This window comes from Dactylosporangium sp. NPDC051087 (assembly GCF_055586325.1).
Map to the genome: position 1 here is coordinate 1 of NZ_JBVJIJ010000035.1, position 16,216 is coordinate 16,216.

The 16,216-nt window shown below is 70.9% G+C and carries 24 protein-coding genes; 18 read left to right on the forward strand and 6 right to left on the reverse strand.

Translation table 11 applies throughout. The features are described 5' to 3' along the window. Positions 1–411: 411 nt before the first annotated feature. The 15 genes from ACZ6TV_RS45755 to ACZ6TV_RS45825 all read left to right on the forward strand — a co-directional run bounded on the left by ACZ6TV_RS45755 (position 412) and on the right by ACZ6TV_RS45825 (position 10,991). Positions 412–1,032: a hypothetical protein gene (locus ACZ6TV_RS45755; RefSeq protein ID WP_465306207.1), complete on the forward strand. Its 621-nt coding sequence runs from the start codon at positions 412–414 to the stop codon at positions 1,030–1,032. 31 nt (positions 1,033–1,063) lie between these two features. Beyond that, positions 1,064–1,909, forward strand: a complete 846-nt coding sequence (locus tag ACZ6TV_RS45760) for a ParA family protein (protein WP_465306209.1) — start codon at positions 1,064–1,066, stop codon at positions 1,907–1,909. Next, entirely contained in the window at positions 1,906–2,307 is a 402-nt protein-coding gene (locus ACZ6TV_RS45765) for a hypothetical protein (protein ID WP_465306211.1), read from the forward strand. Before ACZ6TV_RS45760 ends, ACZ6TV_RS45765 begins: the two co-directional genes overlap by 4 nt. 5 nt (positions 2,308–2,312) lie before the next feature. Continuing rightward, the gene (locus tag ACZ6TV_RS45770) at positions 2,313–3,944 is read left to right on the forward strand and encodes a hypothetical protein (protein ID WP_465306213.1); all 1,632 of its coding nucleotides are present in this window, start codon (positions 2,313–2,315) and stop codon (positions 3,942–3,944) included. Between the two features lie 84 nt (positions 3,945–4,028). Beyond that, complete coding sequence (locus ACZ6TV_RS45775; protein WP_465306215.1) at positions 4,029–5,948, forward strand: hypothetical protein; 1,920 nt, start codon at positions 4,029–4,031, stop codon at positions 5,946–5,948. Between the two features lie 644 nt (positions 5,949–6,592). Then, positions 6,593–7,213: a hypothetical protein gene (locus tag ACZ6TV_RS45780; RefSeq protein ID WP_465306217.1), complete on the forward strand. Its 621-nt coding sequence runs from the start codon at positions 6,593–6,595 to the stop codon at positions 7,211–7,213. A gap of 12 nt (positions 7,214–7,225) precedes the next feature. Next, positions 7,226–7,726 carry a hypothetical protein gene (locus tag ACZ6TV_RS45785; RefSeq protein ID WP_465306219.1) on the forward strand — a complete coding sequence of 167 codons (501 nt, stop codon included), beginning with the start codon at positions 7,226–7,228 and terminating at the stop codon, positions 7,724–7,726. Between the two features lie 90 nt (positions 7,727–7,816). After that, positions 7,817–8,131 carry a hypothetical protein gene (locus tag ACZ6TV_RS45790; protein WP_465306220.1) on the forward strand — a complete coding sequence of 105 codons (315 nt, stop codon included), beginning with the start codon at positions 7,817–7,819 and terminating at the stop codon, positions 8,129–8,131. Between the two features lie 302 nt (positions 8,132–8,433). Continuing rightward, positions 8,434–8,676, forward strand: a complete 243-nt coding sequence (locus tag ACZ6TV_RS45795; RefSeq protein ID WP_465306222.1) for a hypothetical protein — start codon at positions 8,434–8,436, stop codon at positions 8,674–8,676. Positions 8,677–8,700: 24 nt separating this feature from the next. Continuing rightward, on the forward strand, positions 8,701–8,832 hold the full coding sequence (locus tag ACZ6TV_RS45800; RefSeq protein WP_465306224.1) for a hypothetical protein: 132 nt from the start codon (positions 8,701–8,703) through the stop codon (positions 8,830–8,832). A 27-nt stretch (positions 8,833–8,859) separates the two neighbouring features. Beyond that, a complete protein-coding gene (locus ACZ6TV_RS45805) occupies positions 8,860–9,237 on the forward strand; it encodes a helix-turn-helix domain-containing protein (RefSeq protein WP_465306226.1) in 378 nt (125 codons plus the stop codon). Then, positions 9,234–9,569, forward strand: coding sequence for a hypothetical protein (locus tag ACZ6TV_RS45810; protein ID WP_465306228.1), 336 nt, complete (start codon positions 9,234–9,236; stop codon positions 9,567–9,569). The genes ACZ6TV_RS45805 and ACZ6TV_RS45810 overlap by 4 nt, the downstream gene beginning before the upstream one ends. After that, positions 9,566–10,105 (forward strand): hypothetical protein, encoded by a 540-nt coding sequence (locus ACZ6TV_RS45815; protein ID WP_465306230.1) that lies wholly within the window; start codon positions 9,566–9,568, stop codon positions 10,103–10,105. Before ACZ6TV_RS45810 ends, ACZ6TV_RS45815 begins: the two co-directional genes overlap by 4 nt. After that, positions 10,102–10,560 carry a hypothetical protein gene (locus ACZ6TV_RS45820; RefSeq protein ID WP_465306232.1) on the forward strand — a complete coding sequence of 153 codons (459 nt, stop codon included), beginning with the start codon at positions 10,102–10,104 and terminating at the stop codon, positions 10,558–10,560. Before ACZ6TV_RS45815 ends, ACZ6TV_RS45820 begins: the two co-directional genes overlap by 4 nt. Next, positions 10,557–10,991, forward strand: coding sequence for a hypothetical protein (locus ACZ6TV_RS45825; protein WP_465306234.1), 435 nt, complete (start codon positions 10,557–10,559; stop codon positions 10,989–10,991). The genes ACZ6TV_RS45820 and ACZ6TV_RS45825 overlap by 4 nt, the downstream gene beginning before the upstream one ends. Before the next feature lie 115 nt (positions 10,992–11,106). Here ACZ6TV_RS45825 and ACZ6TV_RS45830 read toward each other — a convergent pair whose 3' ends face one another. Together ACZ6TV_RS45830 and ACZ6TV_RS45835 are read right to left on the reverse strand one after the other, a co-directional pair. Next, on the reverse strand, positions 11,107–11,565 hold the full coding sequence (locus ACZ6TV_RS45830) for a hypothetical protein (protein ID WP_465306236.1): 459 nt from the start codon (positions 11,563–11,565) through the stop codon (positions 11,107–11,109). 117 nt (positions 11,566–11,682) lie between these two features. Further along, positions 11,683–12,036 carry a hypothetical protein gene (locus ACZ6TV_RS45835; RefSeq protein ID WP_465306238.1) on the reverse strand — a complete coding sequence of 118 codons (354 nt, stop codon included), beginning with the start codon at positions 12,034–12,036 and terminating at the stop codon, positions 11,683–11,685. A 134-nt stretch (positions 12,037–12,170) separates the two neighbouring features. Between ACZ6TV_RS45835 and ACZ6TV_RS45840 the strand changes: the two genes are divergently transcribed. The 3 genes from ACZ6TV_RS45840 to ACZ6TV_RS45850 all read left to right on the forward strand — a co-directional run bounded on the left by ACZ6TV_RS45840 (position 12,171) and on the right by ACZ6TV_RS45850 (position 14,216). Beyond that, positions 12,171–12,425 carry a hypothetical protein gene (locus ACZ6TV_RS45840; protein WP_465306240.1) on the forward strand — a complete coding sequence of 85 codons (255 nt, stop codon included), beginning with the start codon at positions 12,171–12,173 and terminating at the stop codon, positions 12,423–12,425. Between the two features lie 130 nt (positions 12,426–12,555). After that, positions 12,556–12,849 (forward strand): hypothetical protein, encoded by a 294-nt coding sequence (locus ACZ6TV_RS45845; RefSeq protein WP_465306242.1) that lies wholly within the window; start codon positions 12,556–12,558, stop codon positions 12,847–12,849. A gap of 65 nt (positions 12,850–12,914) precedes the next feature. After that, positions 12,915–14,216 (forward strand): glycosyltransferase family 2 protein, encoded by a 1,302-nt coding sequence (locus ACZ6TV_RS45850; RefSeq protein WP_465306244.1) that lies wholly within the window; start codon positions 12,915–12,917, stop codon positions 14,214–14,216. Between the two features lie 367 nt (positions 14,217–14,583). Here the strand turns inward: ACZ6TV_RS45850 and ACZ6TV_RS45855 are convergent, their stop codons facing one another. From ACZ6TV_RS45855 to ACZ6TV_RS45870, 4 genes are read right to left on the reverse strand one after another with little or no spacing between them, the layout of a single operon-like run. Beyond that, positions 14,584–14,931, reverse strand: coding sequence for a hypothetical protein (locus ACZ6TV_RS45855; protein ID WP_465306246.1), 348 nt, complete (start codon positions 14,929–14,931; stop codon positions 14,584–14,586). Continuing rightward, positions 14,928–15,326: a hypothetical protein gene (locus ACZ6TV_RS45860; protein WP_465306248.1), complete on the reverse strand. Its 399-nt coding sequence runs from the start codon at positions 15,324–15,326 to the stop codon at positions 14,928–14,930. Before ACZ6TV_RS45860 ends, ACZ6TV_RS45855 begins: the two co-directional genes overlap by 4 nt. Further along, positions 15,319–15,567: a hypothetical protein gene (locus ACZ6TV_RS45865; RefSeq protein WP_465306250.1), complete on the reverse strand. Its 249-nt coding sequence runs from the start codon at positions 15,565–15,567 to the stop codon at positions 15,319–15,321. The genes ACZ6TV_RS45860 and ACZ6TV_RS45865 overlap by 8 nt, the downstream gene beginning before the upstream one ends. Next, a complete protein-coding gene (locus tag ACZ6TV_RS45870; protein ID WP_465306252.1) occupies positions 15,564–16,214 on the reverse strand; it encodes a hypothetical protein in 651 nt (216 codons plus the stop codon). Before ACZ6TV_RS45870 ends, ACZ6TV_RS45865 begins: the two co-directional genes overlap by 4 nt. Between the last annotated feature and the right edge of the window lie 2 nt (positions 16,215–16,216).

Genomic DNA, 16,216 nt, shown 5'->3' on the forward strand with positions numbered 1-16,216 from the left:
CACCCTCACCCCCCCACCACCACCCCCCCCACCCCCCCCCCCCCCGCCCCCTCCCCCCCCCCCCCCCCCCCCCCCCCCCCCCCACGCTGGCCCTCGGCACCCGTGACGCCGCCGGACCCCGCGCGCTTGCCTCGCTGACCGCAGTCCTGCTGCTGGCGTGGCTGACGATCCTTATCCAGGACCGTTGGCACGCCCTGAACCCCCCGGCGCGCCGGGGCACCGAACAGCAGCACGACCCCGACGATCCACCGTTCTGACCTGCCCAGCTAGCACCCTGGCTAGCTAGCTAGCCATCGCGACACGCCGATAGCTAGCTAGCTAGCTTTCTTGCATCATTGCATGGAAACATGTACGGTCGTCAGTGGGCGGGGCACTGGAACCCCCCGCACTCCCCGAAGGGACGCCATCCTCATGGCAGAGCAGCCCATCAGCAAGCTGCAGCGCGACATCCTCAAAGCCCTCGACGCCCGCCGGGTCGGCCCGGCCGCCCTCGACGGCTCCGCCACCTCCTACCAGCTGCTGCAGTCGCTGACCGCAGTCTGGGCCGGTAAGGACGACGACCTGTCCGCCGCCTACAGCGGCTACCCGCGCAACATGGGCAGCCCGGTCTACCTCGCGCTCAAAGACCTCGTCGCCCGCGGATACACCGTGTTCGAGGCGGTCTACAGCAGCCCCCCGAACAACACCGCGAACGAGAACGACCGCTACACCATCACCGCGACCGGCCGCCACGCCATCGAGGCCGCCTCCCGCGAGGCCGAGCTCCTCAACGCCGCCGCCCACCGCCTCCACGAGGCGCTGCTGCTGACGCACACGATGAAGGACCACCCGGCCGCCAACGCCACCCAGTGCGCCAGCCGGTACGAGGACCTGAACAGCGTCATCGCCCACGCCCTGGCCATCCTCGGCCGCGCCTCCATCGAGGTCGACGCCGGCTACGCCGACCGCATGACCTACGTCGACAGCGTGGCAACCAAGGGCCACGGCATCTGCTTCCCCACCCTGCCGACCCGGGCGTCCAGCGCGCCCTGAACCACACCAACCGCGAACAGAGGAGAGACCCGTGGCACGCCGCGTCCTGCTCGTCAACCACAAGGGCGGGGTCGGTAAAACGACCACCGCCGTTGGGCTGGCCTACGGATTCGCCCTGGAGGGCATCCCCACGCTGATGGTCGACCTGGACCCCCAGGGCAACCTCACCAGCCGCCTGGGCATCCGCAACCAGCAGAAGGAGAACCTGATCCGCGCCGGAAACCCCGGCGTCGCAGGACTGATGCGCGCCACCAACCGCGTCGGTATCGCCGATGTCGTCGTGCCCTGCGGATGGGACCACCCCAGCGCCAACCTGATCAGCGTGGTCCCATCCCTGGCACCGCTCGACCTGACCGACATCGAGAAAGCCCCCCCGAGCATCGGTCACGAAACCCGGCTCCGCCTCGCCCTGGACCACTACGAGACGGCCAAGGGCGCCGCAGGCCCCCACTACGTGATCATCGACAAAGGCCCCAGCCTGAACCGGCTGCTCGACTTCGCGCTCGTCGCTGCCGACAACATCCTGCTCCCCTGCGAGATGGACAACGACTCCATCGAGGCCGCTGTCCGTGTCGTCGCCTACGTCAACGAGGCCCGCGAGGCACTGAACCGCGGCAACGAGCTGGAGATCATCGGGGTGATCCCGACCAACCTGGACCAGACCAAACCCGCCGGCGTCCGCAGGGTCGCCCGGCTCGGTGAGTCCCTGCCCGGCATCCCCGTGTGGGACCCGGTCCCGTCCAGCTCCGCCCTGCACGAGGCGATGGGCCGCGGTGAGTACCCCGGCACCATCGCCCACGCGTTCGGCCGCACCTTCCGCCAGCTCGCGATCACCCACGCCCGGCAGATCATCGCCTTGGACCAGGTGACCGCATGAGCCGCCGGGAGGAAGAGATGCCGTCCGCCGTTCCACCGCCCCTGTCCAGCGCCAACCTGGCCCCGAGCAAGAACACCCAGCAGGCCCCACCTTCCCCGAAGCGCGCACCGATCTCCGAGGAGAGCCCCGTGCCGACCATGACCACCGAGCGCCCGCCCTGGAACCCGGGCGCCCCCGACGTCGACCTGTCCGCCCCGCCCCCGCCCGCCCGGGTGGGCCGAATCCCCCGCAACGTCAAGCTCACCCAGGACATCAGCTACGCCCTGGACGTGTACGCGCGCCGGTCCGGCCGGTCCGTCCAGGACATCGTGGAGACCGCGCTCGCCGAGCACATCCCCGCGCACATCCTGGCCGCCGCCCGCACCGTTCTCACGCCGCCGACCCGAGAGGGCCGGTGACCAGCATGGACACCCTGATTGAACAGCTGCAGCTGGACCAGCCGGGCCCGGCCGCCGCGACCGCCGCCGCGGTGGTGTTCCTGGTGATGGCCGCGATCATGTGGATCACCCGGCGCGCCCACGTCGCCAAGCCGGCCGGGACGGTCAACCGCCGCCCGGAGACGATCCTGACCATCATCGTGGCCATCATCCTGACCGGCGCGTCCGCGCAGGGCATGTGGATGTTCTGGGCCGAGGTCGTGGGCGTCAAGGGCCCGCTGCTCGTCGTGCTGTTCGGTGGCCTGGAGCTGGCCCTGTTCGCCGAGGCCCTCCGCGCCAGGAGCAACCTCCTCGTCTCGATCGCCAGGCACGCGAAGGACAACACGGTCAAGGTCGGGACCGGCGTCGACGGCATCGCCGTGTGGGTCCTCGCCGGCGTGACCGGTCTCCTGTCCGCCCTGCACGCCACGGACTTCGACCTCCAGGCGCTGCGCCTCGCGCTGCCGTTCGCCGCCGCCTGGCTGTGGGAACGCGCCCTTGCGTCCGAGAAGTCCGACCACGGGGTCAAGAAGCTCCGCGCCTGGGTGCTCTCCGCGGAGAACATCCTGATCAAGCTCCGGCTGGTCCAGGCGAAAGACCGCGACGTCACGGAGGTCGAGCGCTCCCGCCGGATCAACCGGCTGGCCCGCCTCGCCCTGCGCGTGCACCACTACCCCTCCCGGTGGGAACGGCAGCGCAAGCGCGCCGAGCGTGCCCTGATGCGCGCCGTCGAGGGCGCCGCAGAACACCTGGGGCTGGCCAACGACCAGGACGTGATGGACGAGGTCCAGCGCGCCGTCGCGGTCCGGTACGGCGCGATCCAGGGCACCCGCCCCACGTCCCTGGCCGCCCTGGACCCGTGGGCCGTCCGGCAGGTCCAGACCGGGCCGACCGTGGACCAGGTGGCGGAGCTCGAGCACCGCCTGGGCGGCGAGATCCGCGCCCAGCTGGCCACGATCGAGCAGCTGGCGGACGAGCTGCGCGGCTCCACGCACGCCGCCGCGCGGTACGTGGCCGAGACCGCCGGCGAACAGCTGGCGAACCTGCAAGAGCGCGTGATCGCCGAGGTCCTGATCCAGCTGCCGCAGGCCGCCCCGGCCGACGTCGACACCAAGGCGATCGTCGACACCGTCACCGATGTCCTGACGGACCGCCTGAACGACCGGATCTCCGACTCCCTCGCCCGGCTCCGCGAGGAGATCGGCACCTTCATCGGCGAGGAGAGCCGCTCGAACGGGGCCTGGCTCAAGGCCCAGGTCACGGCGATGGCCCAGCAGGTGGACGCGTTCACCAACCCGCCGGACGCCACGGCGGAGCTGCCGTCCCCGACGATCGACGACACCCGGCGCCTGGTCCAGGACTGGCTGGACGACGACCCGCAGCGGCGCGCCGAGACGCTCACCCGGTACGCGGTCCAGAAGCTCCAGGAAGCCGGCGGTTTCAAGTCCAACTCGCGGCAGGCGGACAAGGTCCTCAAGGAGTACACCGAGGCCGCCGCAGAGCCCGCCGTGGAACCGGCCCGGCCGGTCGCGCCACCACCACAGCCCACCCGGGCCGCCGTCCCAGCGCCGGACGACCCAGACCTGTCCGAGCTGCCAGAGCTGGCCAGCGCCCGCTAAGCACGCAAGCCGCAGGGGTGCGGACCCCAGGGACCAACCAAGAGCCGCACCCCTGCTCTCCCTCCCGAAGGAGAGACACGCATCATGGCCGACGAACAGACGTTCGAGGACACCGACACCGAAGTTGACCTTGACGATGGGCCCGAGCCCACCGCCTTCTGGTTCACCTCGGACCGCGGCAGCGCCATGGACTGGGCGAAGTCCATCGCGCGCCAGCTGGCGCACAACGCCATCCGCGGGACCCTGCGCTGGCTGCACCCGTGGACCCTGGTCCGCGCGGCGTGGACGCCCATCCGCGGGCTCGGCGTCCTCGCCTCCGGGCTGTGGCGGTGGCTGTCGGCCGCCGACCTGGAGGACCTCCGCAAGGAGAACGTGGAGAAGTGGGTCGCGGTGCGCCGGGACCGCCGTTCCAGCTTCCGCACCAGCCTGCTGATGGTGCTGATCGGTGACGCGGTCGGCATGACCATCGGCCTCTTCCAGGGCTGGAACTACGACCTGATCTGGCAGCTGGAGGCCCTCGGGGTGCTCGCCGCCGCCTGGTACGCCGGCGCCCGCGGACACCGCATCCTGGTCGACCCCATCAACGTGAAGTGGCTGGTCCCCCCGGACCAGTTCGTGCGCGAGGCGTTCCAGCACGCCGGCCTCGTCAAGGACTGGCAGGAGGTCGACCTGGTCACGCCGGTCCTCAGCGACGGCGGCAGCGACTACCACTTCGAGGCCGAGGGCCCCCCCTACTTCACCTACGCGAAGGCGCTGGAGCAGCGCGTGCGCCTCGCGTCCGGCCTGAAGACCTCCGTGGAGCGGCTGTGGCTGCGCCCGGTGCCCGGTAACGGCCGCCGCATCCGCGTGCACGTGACCTCCAGCGACCCGGCCGAGCGCAAGCCCACCCGTCACCCCCTGGCGGTCAAGCCCCGCCCCACGAGCATGTGGGAGGGCATCGACCTGGGGCTGACCCCCCGCCTCCAGCAGGTCCTGGCGCTCGTCATCGCCAAGGCCATCCTGCTCGGCGGCGTCCCCCGCATGGGCAAGACCACCGCGGCGCTGCACATCATCCTGCACGCCCTGCTGGACGTGCACACCCAGGTCATCCTGGCCGACGGCAAGGGCGTCGACGGGTACGCGTTCGAGGACATGTGCCTCGCCGTCGGGGAGAAGGGCGACCCCTACTCGATCGTCTACGTGGTCCGCATGGTCCGCAAGGAGATCGACCGGCGCCTGGACCGGCTCCGGGAGCTGCGCCTGCAGGAGCTGGACCGCGAGACCTGCGAGCGCGAGATGCCGATCTGGCTGCTCGCCATCGACGAGTTGGCGACCTTCACCCAGCACCCGGACCCGACCATCCGGGAGGAGCTGACCAGCCTGCTGGGCGACATCATCCGGCTGGGTCCCACGGTCGGCGTGATCGCGCTGCTGACCGCGCACTACCCGTCCGCCGACGTCGTGAAGACCTCCATCGCCGCCCTGATCTCCATCCGCTGGGCGATCTACTGCAGCGACTGGCTGATGTCGGACGCCGTGCTCGGCAAGGGCCAGTCCTCGGCGGGCAACCGTGCACACGAGATCCCGGAGATCCCCGGGGAGTCGATCCTGCGCCGTACAGGTCAACCGTCTGTACAACTGCGCACGCACATGCTCCCGCCGGCTGACGTCGAGGCCATCTGTGCATACGCCAGGAAGCTCCGTGCAGACGCTGGCGTGCTGCCCAAACGGGCTGCACAGGCGGATGCACTCCCCCCGGTACTCCTGGCTGCACGCGCGGCGTTCCAGGCCGGTGAGGGCGCGATCGCGCTGCCGTCCGCGGTGCTCGTGCAGATCCTCCAGGCCGCCGACCCCGGCGCGTGGGCCAAGCTGACCCAGGCGTCGCTGGCGACTGCACTGCGCCCGCACGGGGTGTTTCCTGTGCAGCTGGGAAAGGACGGTCCTCGCAACGACAAAGGCGAGGAAACGAACGTTCGAGGGTACCGGCGGGCCGATCTCGAAGAGGCCGTGCGTCGCATTCTCTGAGTGCTGTCTGGGCTGCTCCGCCCCCTGCTAGGTGTCCGTTTTGCCCGCTCCCCCACAGCAGTGGGGGTGCTGGCGGAGCAGCCCGGCAGCGCTCAAGGAAGCGGGTGCTGACCTCGCGCGAAGCGGGGGGAGCGGGCGGCGGCGGAGGTCTGGGGGAGATCCACGAAACCCCGCCGCGGGGGAGCCCCGATATGCACCCGACAGCCCAGACCGCTGGAAGATCCACAGGCCGAAAAGATCTTGCGATAACTCCTGCGAAAGAAACCAAGATCCATGCCCATTCTGACCTGCCTAAATAGCCAGCCTAAATACGACACAAGATCAAAGATCTTGAATAGGGGAGGGGTTGTGGATCAACGACTCGCGCGTGTGCACACGACCGCACACCCACACGTGCACCCACACGTGCACACCCGCGACCACACGCACACGCGACACCCACACGCGCCGGTGTACACCCGGGCCCGCCAGCACAGCACCAGCGTGTGCGGAGCGGCCCGTATGCACAGCACCCCAGCGGGAGCACCCGGAGCGCCCACCGTGCACCCGGCACCGGCACCCGGCCCGGCAGCACCTGTGCACACGGCACGCCTGCACGTACACACACCCGCCCTGCACACCCCCCGGACCTCCCTGGAGTGCACATGCACGAGCTGACCGCGCCGGCCCGCCCGGACCACTGGCTGATCGCCCTGTTCCGCCTCGTCGGCATCCTCATGATCGGGATCTTCAAGATCGTCGGCTGGATCGGCTGGGCCCTCTTCTACGGCCTCGGCACCATCGCCGCCTGGATCGCCCCCCGGCTCGGCCGGTTCCTGCTCCACCGCGGCATGCCCGCCCTCGGCTGGACCGCCCTCGTCGGCTCGTTCGCCCTCGTCCGGTTCGTCACCGGCGCGCCGATCTTCAAGCTGGACCGCCGCAACCGCCCCCACCCGCCCACCACCTTCTGGTACGGGCTGCGCCCACCCCCCTACGTCAAGGGCACCCTGGGCCTGCCGATCTTCTGGGCCTACTGGTCCGGACTGGAACGCGCCACCGTCCGCCTGACCACCGTCGCCGTCGCCGTCACCGCGTGGCGCTGGCCATGGCTCACGCTCGAGGGAGTGGTAATCGTGCTCGCCCTGGCCGTCGCCTACCGGGTGCGCCAGCGCATCGAGCAGCGCAACGCCGGCCGACCCCGCCGCGTACGGTCCAAGGTCGAGCCCCAGCCGCCGCGGCCCGCCCCGGGCCCGGTCCAGCAGCTCACCTCCAGCCGGCACACCTGAGAGGAAACGATCATGACCGACCCGAACGCCATCGTGACTGCGGAAGCCCTGAACGCCGCCACGGAGCGGGTGACAGCGACCGGCGAGATCACCCGCACCGATGCCCTGGTGCTCGCCCGCGCCGTCCTTGACGGCCTGGGCCAGATCAGCGGCGCCCGCGAGCTGGCCGGCGCGATCGCCGCCGCGGTGCTCGCGCACGCCACCAACGAGTACTTCGAGGACACCTGCGGCAACTGCGTGGAGGGCCGCTGCCACTGGGGCGGGGAGAAGTCCCGCCTGTCCATCCAGCTGGCCGCCGCCGGCGAGGACTACGTGGACGCCACGTACGGCACCTGCGGCTGCGCCCGGCACGCCAACAGCGTCCTGGCGCGCACCTTCAACCGCGGCTCGTTCGATGCCACCGTGCTGGCCTGGCAGGAGGCCAAGGACACCAAGCAGGTCGTGCTGGAGGAGACGGACACCGACCTGATCTGGGTCAGCGCCCCGTTGCCCGGGTCACAACCGGCTAGCTAGCTAGCCTGCGCGCCCCACGGGTAGCTAGCTGGCCACCAAGCTAGCTAGCTACCCGTGACCCGGCGCGGGTCGGCCCGTACCATGAAATGCATGGGACCAACCACATTTCCGCCGCGCCTGATCGTGTTCCAGGCGTTCGCCGACCAGGACAACGACGGCGAGGTCACCCCGGACGAGTGCATCGCCGGCGGCACCCGCTGGCAGCTCGACAACGCGTCCCTGCCCGAGATCGCGGAGGCACTGCGCCTCGACTTCGTCGCCGCCGGCCACCGCAGCGTGGTCGTGCACGTGGTCGAGCTGGCGACCCATCGGGTGCGCAACGCGGTCACGCCGCCGTTCGTCGGCTGGTGCGACAGCTCGCAGCTCGACGTCCCGGCCGCCCGTACCACGTTGCGGGCCGCCTGACTGCCCCGAGCGCAGGACCGGTACGGGCAACCGTCTTTCCAAAGCGGCCGATTGGGATTACCCGATCGGCCATTTCATGCACGCAGAATCACCCTCCCATTGCGTGGCGGGCGCAAATATCGGACGCTTGCGCGACAGCAAAAGATCACGCAAGGTGACGCACTCCTGGGGGTGAAAAACCCTGTGGAGCGCAGGCTTTCTGGACCGCCGCCACCAGGGGACATGATGAACGTTTTCAAGCCGCGGGGCCCCTCACCACCACTTACCGCTTGCCCTTGCGCAAGTAACTCACAGTGACCAATGTGCTGTTGGTGCTCCGCTTCCGCGTCAGGGCAGTGCACCCGGCCACCCGCCGATACCGCACCGTCTATGCCCGGTTCCCGCTGGAGCGCAAGCAGTTCCGGATCAGCCCCAAGGTCGTCGCCGAGGCGGCCCGCACGCAACACGACATGCCCTGGCCCGACTGGCTGATTTACCAGGTCGACCAGATCATGTGCCCCGCCAACCCCCATGACGGCGGCCCCTGCCTAGGGCACATGCCCTGACGCACCACCCCCCGGGAGCACCACATGACCACCGGCGCCCACCGCCGCACCCTGCGGCGGACCTTCGCCTCCCTCGCGTTCTACGCCTCGTTCGGCTTCTACCGGCCATACCGTGGCCGGCACGCCGGGACCCCCACCACGCCAGCCCGCCGCTGACGCCGGGCAGAAGGGAACCCCCCTCCCATGGCCGTACGCAAGATCCTCGAAATGTTCATCGCCACCAGGCACAGCACCATCCCCCGGCAGCAGCAGGACGAAGTCGACACCATCGAGCTGTCGGCGACCCACCCGCTCGTCCTCGCCCTGCGGCAGTCCCGGCTGGACCGCAACGAGAGCTGGGCCGCCATCGGCGCCCGCCTCGGCCTCAGCCAGTACACGATCCGCGCCTACGAAGAGAACCGGCGCAAGGTCACCCTGGAGACGTGGGTGCAGTGGTGCGCCGCCGCCCGCGTCGATCCCGCCGAGATGGCCTCCCTGCTGTACGTCGTGCTCCAGGAAGAGCTGGCGTTCACCGTCCCCGCCGACGACCGGCCGACCGGAAGGCATGCCCACCGGCCATGACCACAGACGTGCTCTCCATCCTCATGCAGCTGGACGACCCCGGCCGCCAGGCGCTCAAGGACGCCGTGGACGCGGCCGGGGCCGCCGGCGCCATCAAGGTCATGCCCCACCACAACCCAGACCTCGGTTGGTGGCTGGAGGCCACGTTCCCGCACCGCGTCACCGTCAACACCGGGTTCCAGCCCAGCGCGTTCGCGTGCGCCTGGGACATGCTGCAGCGCCTGGAGCGTGACGAGCACAAGCAGGAGCCACCCCCACCGGCCCGCACCGCCTGGACCACCCCACGACCCGGCCAGCGACCGGCCGGCACCCGACGCAGGAGGCGCCGATGAGCACCCCGTGGGCACGACTCCGAGCACTGTTCCGCCCGCGACCCCGGCCCGCGAACCCGGCCCCGGCGCCGTCCCGCGGCCGCCACCGCGGCGACCGGATCCCCGACACCGTGGCGGAGCTCCTCGCCGAGGCCGCCGCCGGCGCCGGCGACGGCGAGACGACCACGATCCTGAACACGACCCGGGCCCGCGCCCGCCTGGTCCTCACCGAGGTCCTGCGCCGCGCCCCCCGCGACGGGCAGCTGCTCCCGCCGTCCACCCGCGAGGAGCAGGCCCTCGCGCTCGTCATCGAACGGGCCCTCGCCGATGGGTGGGCGTTCCCGAACCTGACGGTCTCCCTCGCGCGCGTCTGGGAGATCCGCGGTGCCACCGGCGCCGGCATGTACGACCGGCTCCGCCACCGCCTGTCCGTCATAGCCATCAGCGCCGGTCATACCTGCCCGGACTGCCTGGAGACGACGGTCGACCGCAGCAAGGTCGAGCGCGGCTCCTGCCCCAACCACACCTGCCGCACCCCCCGAGGAGCCATTCGGTGAGGTATCTACCCCGCGCCATCAGCGCCATCTTCCAGCTCGGTGTCCGCGAGCTCGTGGCGGTCGTCGCCGCCTGCACGTTCCTGGGGTGGGCGCTGCTCCCGCGCGGGCCCGTGGTCACCTGGCTGGGCGCGGCCGTGCCCGTGATCATCGCCGCCGCGTGCGTGCTGCGCGGCGGCGCCGACCGGCGCATCCCCGCCCTCCAGCAGATCGAGGAGGACCTCCAGCTGCTCGTGCCCCCCGCCCGGCAGCACCAGCTGGAGCCGCTGCGCTGCCCCCGCCGCGCCTGTGGCAAGCCCTCGCTGGTGGACCTGGGCCGCGGTCAGGTCCTGCTCGCCGGGTGCCAGCACACCGCCCGGCACGTCGGGACCCGGTTCGTGACCCAGCAGACCCCCAAGGGCATGTCGTGGCACCGCGAGCCCGTCGACGAGCCTGAGCCGGCCGGAGCCCGCGCATGACCGAGGCCCCCCGCCGGTTGGTGATCCCGCGCCGGTACACGCGGACCGCGACCGACTACGTGCCCATCCCCGTGCCCGAGGGCGAGCCGCGCCCGTGGCTGGGGGAGTGGCTGGAGATCGAGCTGGAGGAGACCGGGCACGTCACCCGAGGCGTGGTGATGACCGTGGGCCCGAACCACCGGGTCACGGTCGCCGTCGACTGGGCCAGCTTCACCCACCCCACCGATTCCACTCCCTCGAGGATGCTCGCGCTCGCAGACACGGTGAAGGCGATGGCACGCCGCGGCGTCGGCGCCCCCGTGATCGCGTTCCACGTGGCGGTCGCCGCCGAGCACCTCGCCGCCGGCCACGACGGCGCGTTCGCCGACTGCAAGGCGTGCGTGGACGCGGTGCACACGCGGGCCGCGACCGCGGCCGCCGTCCCGGCCTGACGGACAAGGCGAGGGCCCGACCGGCATCCGGTCGGGCCCTCGCGTATGTGCTGCCCGCACACCCTGGGTCCCAGCGCCACGGGGGAAGCGCGGGGGCCCGCTGGTGCGGAGGCGTTCACGGTAGCGCGTCAGCGGGCTGCGCGCTCTCCCATGCCTCGACGGCGCCGGCGAACAGGGTCCGGTACACGTACTCCGCGTACCGGTCGACGCAGCAGCCCTCCTCGGGCATCTGCAGCACGATCAGGCCCTCCGTCGTCTTCCGCCACAGGCTCTGGCGGGTGTACGCGTACCCTGCGAACTTCCCCGGGGACCACACGTCGCCGGGGGCGTTGTTCGGCGGCTCGTACACGAGCGGGGCGGCGTCCAGCGGGCCGTCATCCGGCCCGAGCAAGTCCATGATCTTGGCCCGCCGCAGCTCCTGCCGGGGGTTCCTCACCGGCCGGGCGACAGCGTCGTGCGCGATCCGGTACGCCAGCTCACGGGTGAGGTCGTGGGTGTCGGGATCGGTCCACGGCGCTAACAGCGGGTCGCGGATCGCCTGGGGGCCGGTCACCTCGGCCAAGGTCAAGGGCATGGCTGCTCCTACGGGGACGGGTGGGCGGGCACCCGGTTCCAGAGCGTGCCCGCCCCACCACGATAAGACGCACGTGCAGAAACAAGCAACATCAACAAGCATGTTTCCCGCGTGCAGTCACAGCGACTGCAGCACCTCGCGCGCTTGCTCGGCCTGGAGCTCGTACACGACTTCCTCGCGCGGGCCCTGGCCGGCCATCCACTTGTCCAGCACCCGCTGGACCGCCGCCTTGCCCTCCGCCGTCAGCTTCCCCCGCGGGGACGCCAGCACGAACTTCCCCCCGACCCTGGCCAGCGGCTCCCGCACGACCTCCACCGCCCACGCGCTCTTGTGCCCGATCACCTGGACGTACAGCACCTGGTCCAGGTTCACCCACGGGCCCGGGTCGACTTCGGTCGGGCCCTCCGCCTGCTGCCACGGGCCCGGCCGCATGCTGTCCAGCGGCTTGCCGTCCTTACCGTCCACCCACATGGCGCTGCTCCTCATCGTCGTCGAGACCTACGCCGGCAAGGCTAGCCACCAGCCCCCGGAAACGGGCCCCCAGTTGATCGATATTTGCCGCTACGATCGGCCGAAACCCTTACACAGCACCGGAAAGGGCACCCGTGGGCGGCATCCCTCCTAGCGCAGCACTGATCATCGGACTGGTCGTCGGGGTCCCGCTGGGCCGCGCCTGGCAGGCGTTCGTGGCCTACCGCAAAGGGCTCAAGGGCGCCAAGGACGCCGTGCCCATCGCTCGCCGTATGTACTGGCGGGTAGGTCTCCCCGGCCTCATCAAGCGGGCCGCGATCGCCGCGGCCGCGGCCGCAATCCTGTTCACCTGGGCGTTCTCCGCCGGCGCCGGTGACGGAGGCTCCTGACCGGCAAGCCGACCGACCGAAAGGTCCATCGAGAAGCCCCTCAATGACCTAACTCCCTGTGGTCACCGGGATATAAGCTTTCCTCGCGGCAACGAAACTCCTCGAACCCCCAATCGGAAGGCACACACGCATGTCCGGAGGTTCCCTCCCCAAGACCGGCCTCGCCCTGGGCGGCACCGTCGCCACGGTCGGCGGCTACCAGATCAGCGGACTGGCCGCCATGGCGATCGCCGCGGTGTTCATCGTGCTGCTCGGCGTGGTGCTCGTGCGCGCCAGCATGCGCAAGCGCCAGCCCACCCCGGCCGCCGGCGTCGAGCACCCCCGCGTCCCGCAGCAGCGGCAGGCACTGCCGCCGATGCTGACCGAGGAGACCGCGGTCGTCCCGAAGTCGATGCTGCGACGCCCGGCGGTCCGCACCCGGTGATGAAGGCCCGCCTGAAGAAGCGCACCACCCTCGCGGTCGGTGCGCTTCTCTTTATCCTCTGCACGGTGTGGCTCACCCACCACGCGATCGCCGCCACCACCGTGGCGGCCGGCACCGGCGGCAACCGGTTCACCTACGTCTACGCCCTCATGTTCCTCGTCCTGGTGTGGCAGTTCGTCCTCTGCCACCTGGAGCGGCCCGCGAAGTACAAGTCCGCCCGCCAGGAACGGATGATGGCCGACGAGGTGGTCCTGGGCATCGTCCCCGCCTACAACGAGGACCCGGCCGCCCTCAAGGCCTGCCTCGCCTCGATGATCGACCAGTCCCGGCGGCCGGACGTCCTGGCCGTGATCGATGACGGCAGCCTGGACTCCCTGCGCATGGAGTACGCCGAGATCCGCGCCTGGTTCTTGGCCGAGTGCCACGCCCACGGGATCACCCCGATCTGGCGCCGCCAGACGAACGCGGGCAAGCGGCACGCCCAGTTCGCCGCCCTCGACCTGTGCCCGTACGCCACCCTGGTGTGGTCCGGCGACAGCGACGGCATCTTCGACCGGCACGCCCTCTACGAGCTGCTGATCCCGATGGTCGACCCACAGGTCCAGTCCGTGGCCGGGATCGTGATGGCCGCGAACGTGAAGGACTCTCTGCTCTGCCGGTTCACCGACCTGTGGTTCGTCACCGGCCAGCTGACGGACCGCTCCAGCCTGTCCACCATGGGCAGCGTCTGGGTCAACAGCGGCCCGATCGCCCTCTACCGCGCCGACGTCCTGCGCGACAACCGCGACATCTACCTGAACGAGCGTTTCGGCAAGCGCCGCGTCGGCTTCAGCGACGACTCCCTGCTGACGCTGTTCGCGATGCTCCGCGGCCGCACCGTCCAGCAGCCCACCGCGTTCGTGTTCTCCCTGATGCCGGCCAAGCTGTCGCACCACCGGCGCCAGTTCATCCGCTGGATGCGGGGGAGCACCATCCGCTCCATGTGGCGGATCGGGTTCCTCAGCCCACGCTCGTACGCGTTCTGGGCGCACATCCAGCGCTGGGCCCAGACCGTGGTCTCCGCCGCGGTGTTCGCCGGCGTCGCGATCGCCGGCGTCCGCACCGGCATCACGTGGGAGACCGCCGCCTGGCTCGCCGGCGTCCCGTTCGTCATCGGGTACGCACAGACCCTCCGCTACATGATCATCAGCCGGTCGGACCAGTCACGCGCCTACCAGTGGGGCACGTGGGCGCTGACCCCGCTCGCCGTGCTGTGGTCCACGATCGTGCTCCGCGCCTGGCGCTGGTGGGGCGTGGTCACCTGCTGGCACACCGGGTGGGGCACCCGCCAGACCGTGGAGGTCACCCTCCAGCCGGCCAACGCCTGAACCGCCGAAGGGCCCCGCCGGTCAACCACCCGACGGGGCCCTTCACGCTGTCCACCGAAGACATGCGGACCACCAGGTTACGCGGCCACCGGCCCCTCAGCCGCGCGGTCGATCAAGCAGCCACGCCAGCAGCATCGGCAGCAGCAATCCCGCACCCCACTGGACCCCAGGCAGCCACGCACCGACCCCGAATCCCATCACCAGGCCCGCCAAAACCGGTGTGCAGCCGTATATCCACGCCGTGCGGACCTTGTACACGTACACGTCCCGCAGCGCCCGCCGTTCCGCCGGCGTCAACCGCCCCCGACCCCGCGGACCCCGCACCCCGTACAGCACCCATTCCCACAAGGCCCCCGCCACACGTCCATCAAAGCTCGCCGGTGTCCTCACCGTCGAACGGCACGCCGGGCGTCCACCGCCACCGCACCACAGGCGCGGCCGCAGGCTCGGGCTCGGGCGGCGGCAGCGCGGGCAGCCGCTCGATCCACAACCGCTGACCGCGGTTCTGCAGCGGGATGCTGCGCAGCCTGATGTCGTACTCCGCGTGGCTGCTGATGAGGCCCAGCACCACCACCCGGTCCCCGGCGGCGAACTGGTGCTTGAGCTTGTGCACGGTCCGGTCGCCCGTCACCGTGCACCCCGCCCGGTCCAGCCCGCTCGCCGCCGCCCACAACTCCGCCTGCCGACGCAGGCGCGCGTACACGTGCACCGTCACGGCAGCTGCTGCTCCCGCACGAACGCCCGCCCCCGCTTGGCCACGTCCGCGCACGGCCGGCACATGTCGACCTCCCGCTGGTGCTGCGGGTCCTGGACCACGACCGTGGCCGCCCACTTGTCACAGGTGACCGCGTTCGGGTTCAGCGCGTCCGACCCCCACCCGTGCAGCATCTCGCACGAGCACAGGCACCGCCGCCGCGGCGGCAGGTCCTCGAACCGCTCGAACCCCGCCTTCGTCGCCGCGTGGTCCGCGCACGGCCGGCACATCGGGATACGCGGGACCGCGGCCCGGCTCGACACCACGATCACCGACACGTTGCCCCAGCACACCAACGCCGGGCGGCCCGGCAGGTTGTGCTCCATCAGGCACACGCACCCGCAGCCCTTACGCATCGTCCGGCACCATGCTCTGGATGCGGTACCCGAGCCGCAACGCGATCAGCCCCAGCCAGCACGCCGTCAGGTCGGGGTGCCGGCACTCCCACCGGAACCCCGCGTCCTCGTACCACAGCACCCACTCCGCCGCGGCCGCGTCGAACTCCCGCGAGACCTCCACGGACCCGATCGCCGTGCCCGGCAGCGTCAGGGAGAACCCGTGCCGGCGCCGCTCGAAGATCTCCAGCTCCAGACTCACCGCCCGCCGCCTTCCGGCCAGCCGATGGTCCGGGCCGCCCACGCCATCACGAACAGCGACCGTGGCACCCGGCCCGGGCCCTGATCCGCCGGCGCGACCATCGACTCCCGCGACATCAGGGCCACCGGGTGAGGCTCGCGCCCTCGGTGGCGCATCACCAGCAGCCCATTGCCGTTGATGTCGACCGCAGTGACCTGCCGGACCTCCACCCGCTTCGGGTTGCTCGCCAGCGAGCGCCGACCCTCGGCTCTCGCCGCCAGGTCCTCGTCGCGGAAGTCCGGTTCGGCGACCGCCCACCCTTCCGACATGAACGCCACCGCCGCAGTCCCGGCCGGTGCGTCCGCAAACGCCATGTGCGGCCGCTCCACCGGCGGATGCGGCAGCAACGTCGCGGTCATCACCAGGGAATCGACAGGGTTCGCGCCGCCCACCCGCCACAGACGCTGGGGCAGCTCGATCACCTCCACCCACCCGCGGTCGATGTCGAGCTGCCGCAGCAGCCACAACCTGGGCGGCTGGTCCCAGCCACGGCGCTCGCCCTCACGGCGCTCGACCGCGTGCATGGCGCAGATCAGCGAGTCCTGGTCACGGTCCCCGGTGACGTCCTCCCAGTCACTGAACAGCACCTTCTTGCCGTGCAGGTACATCA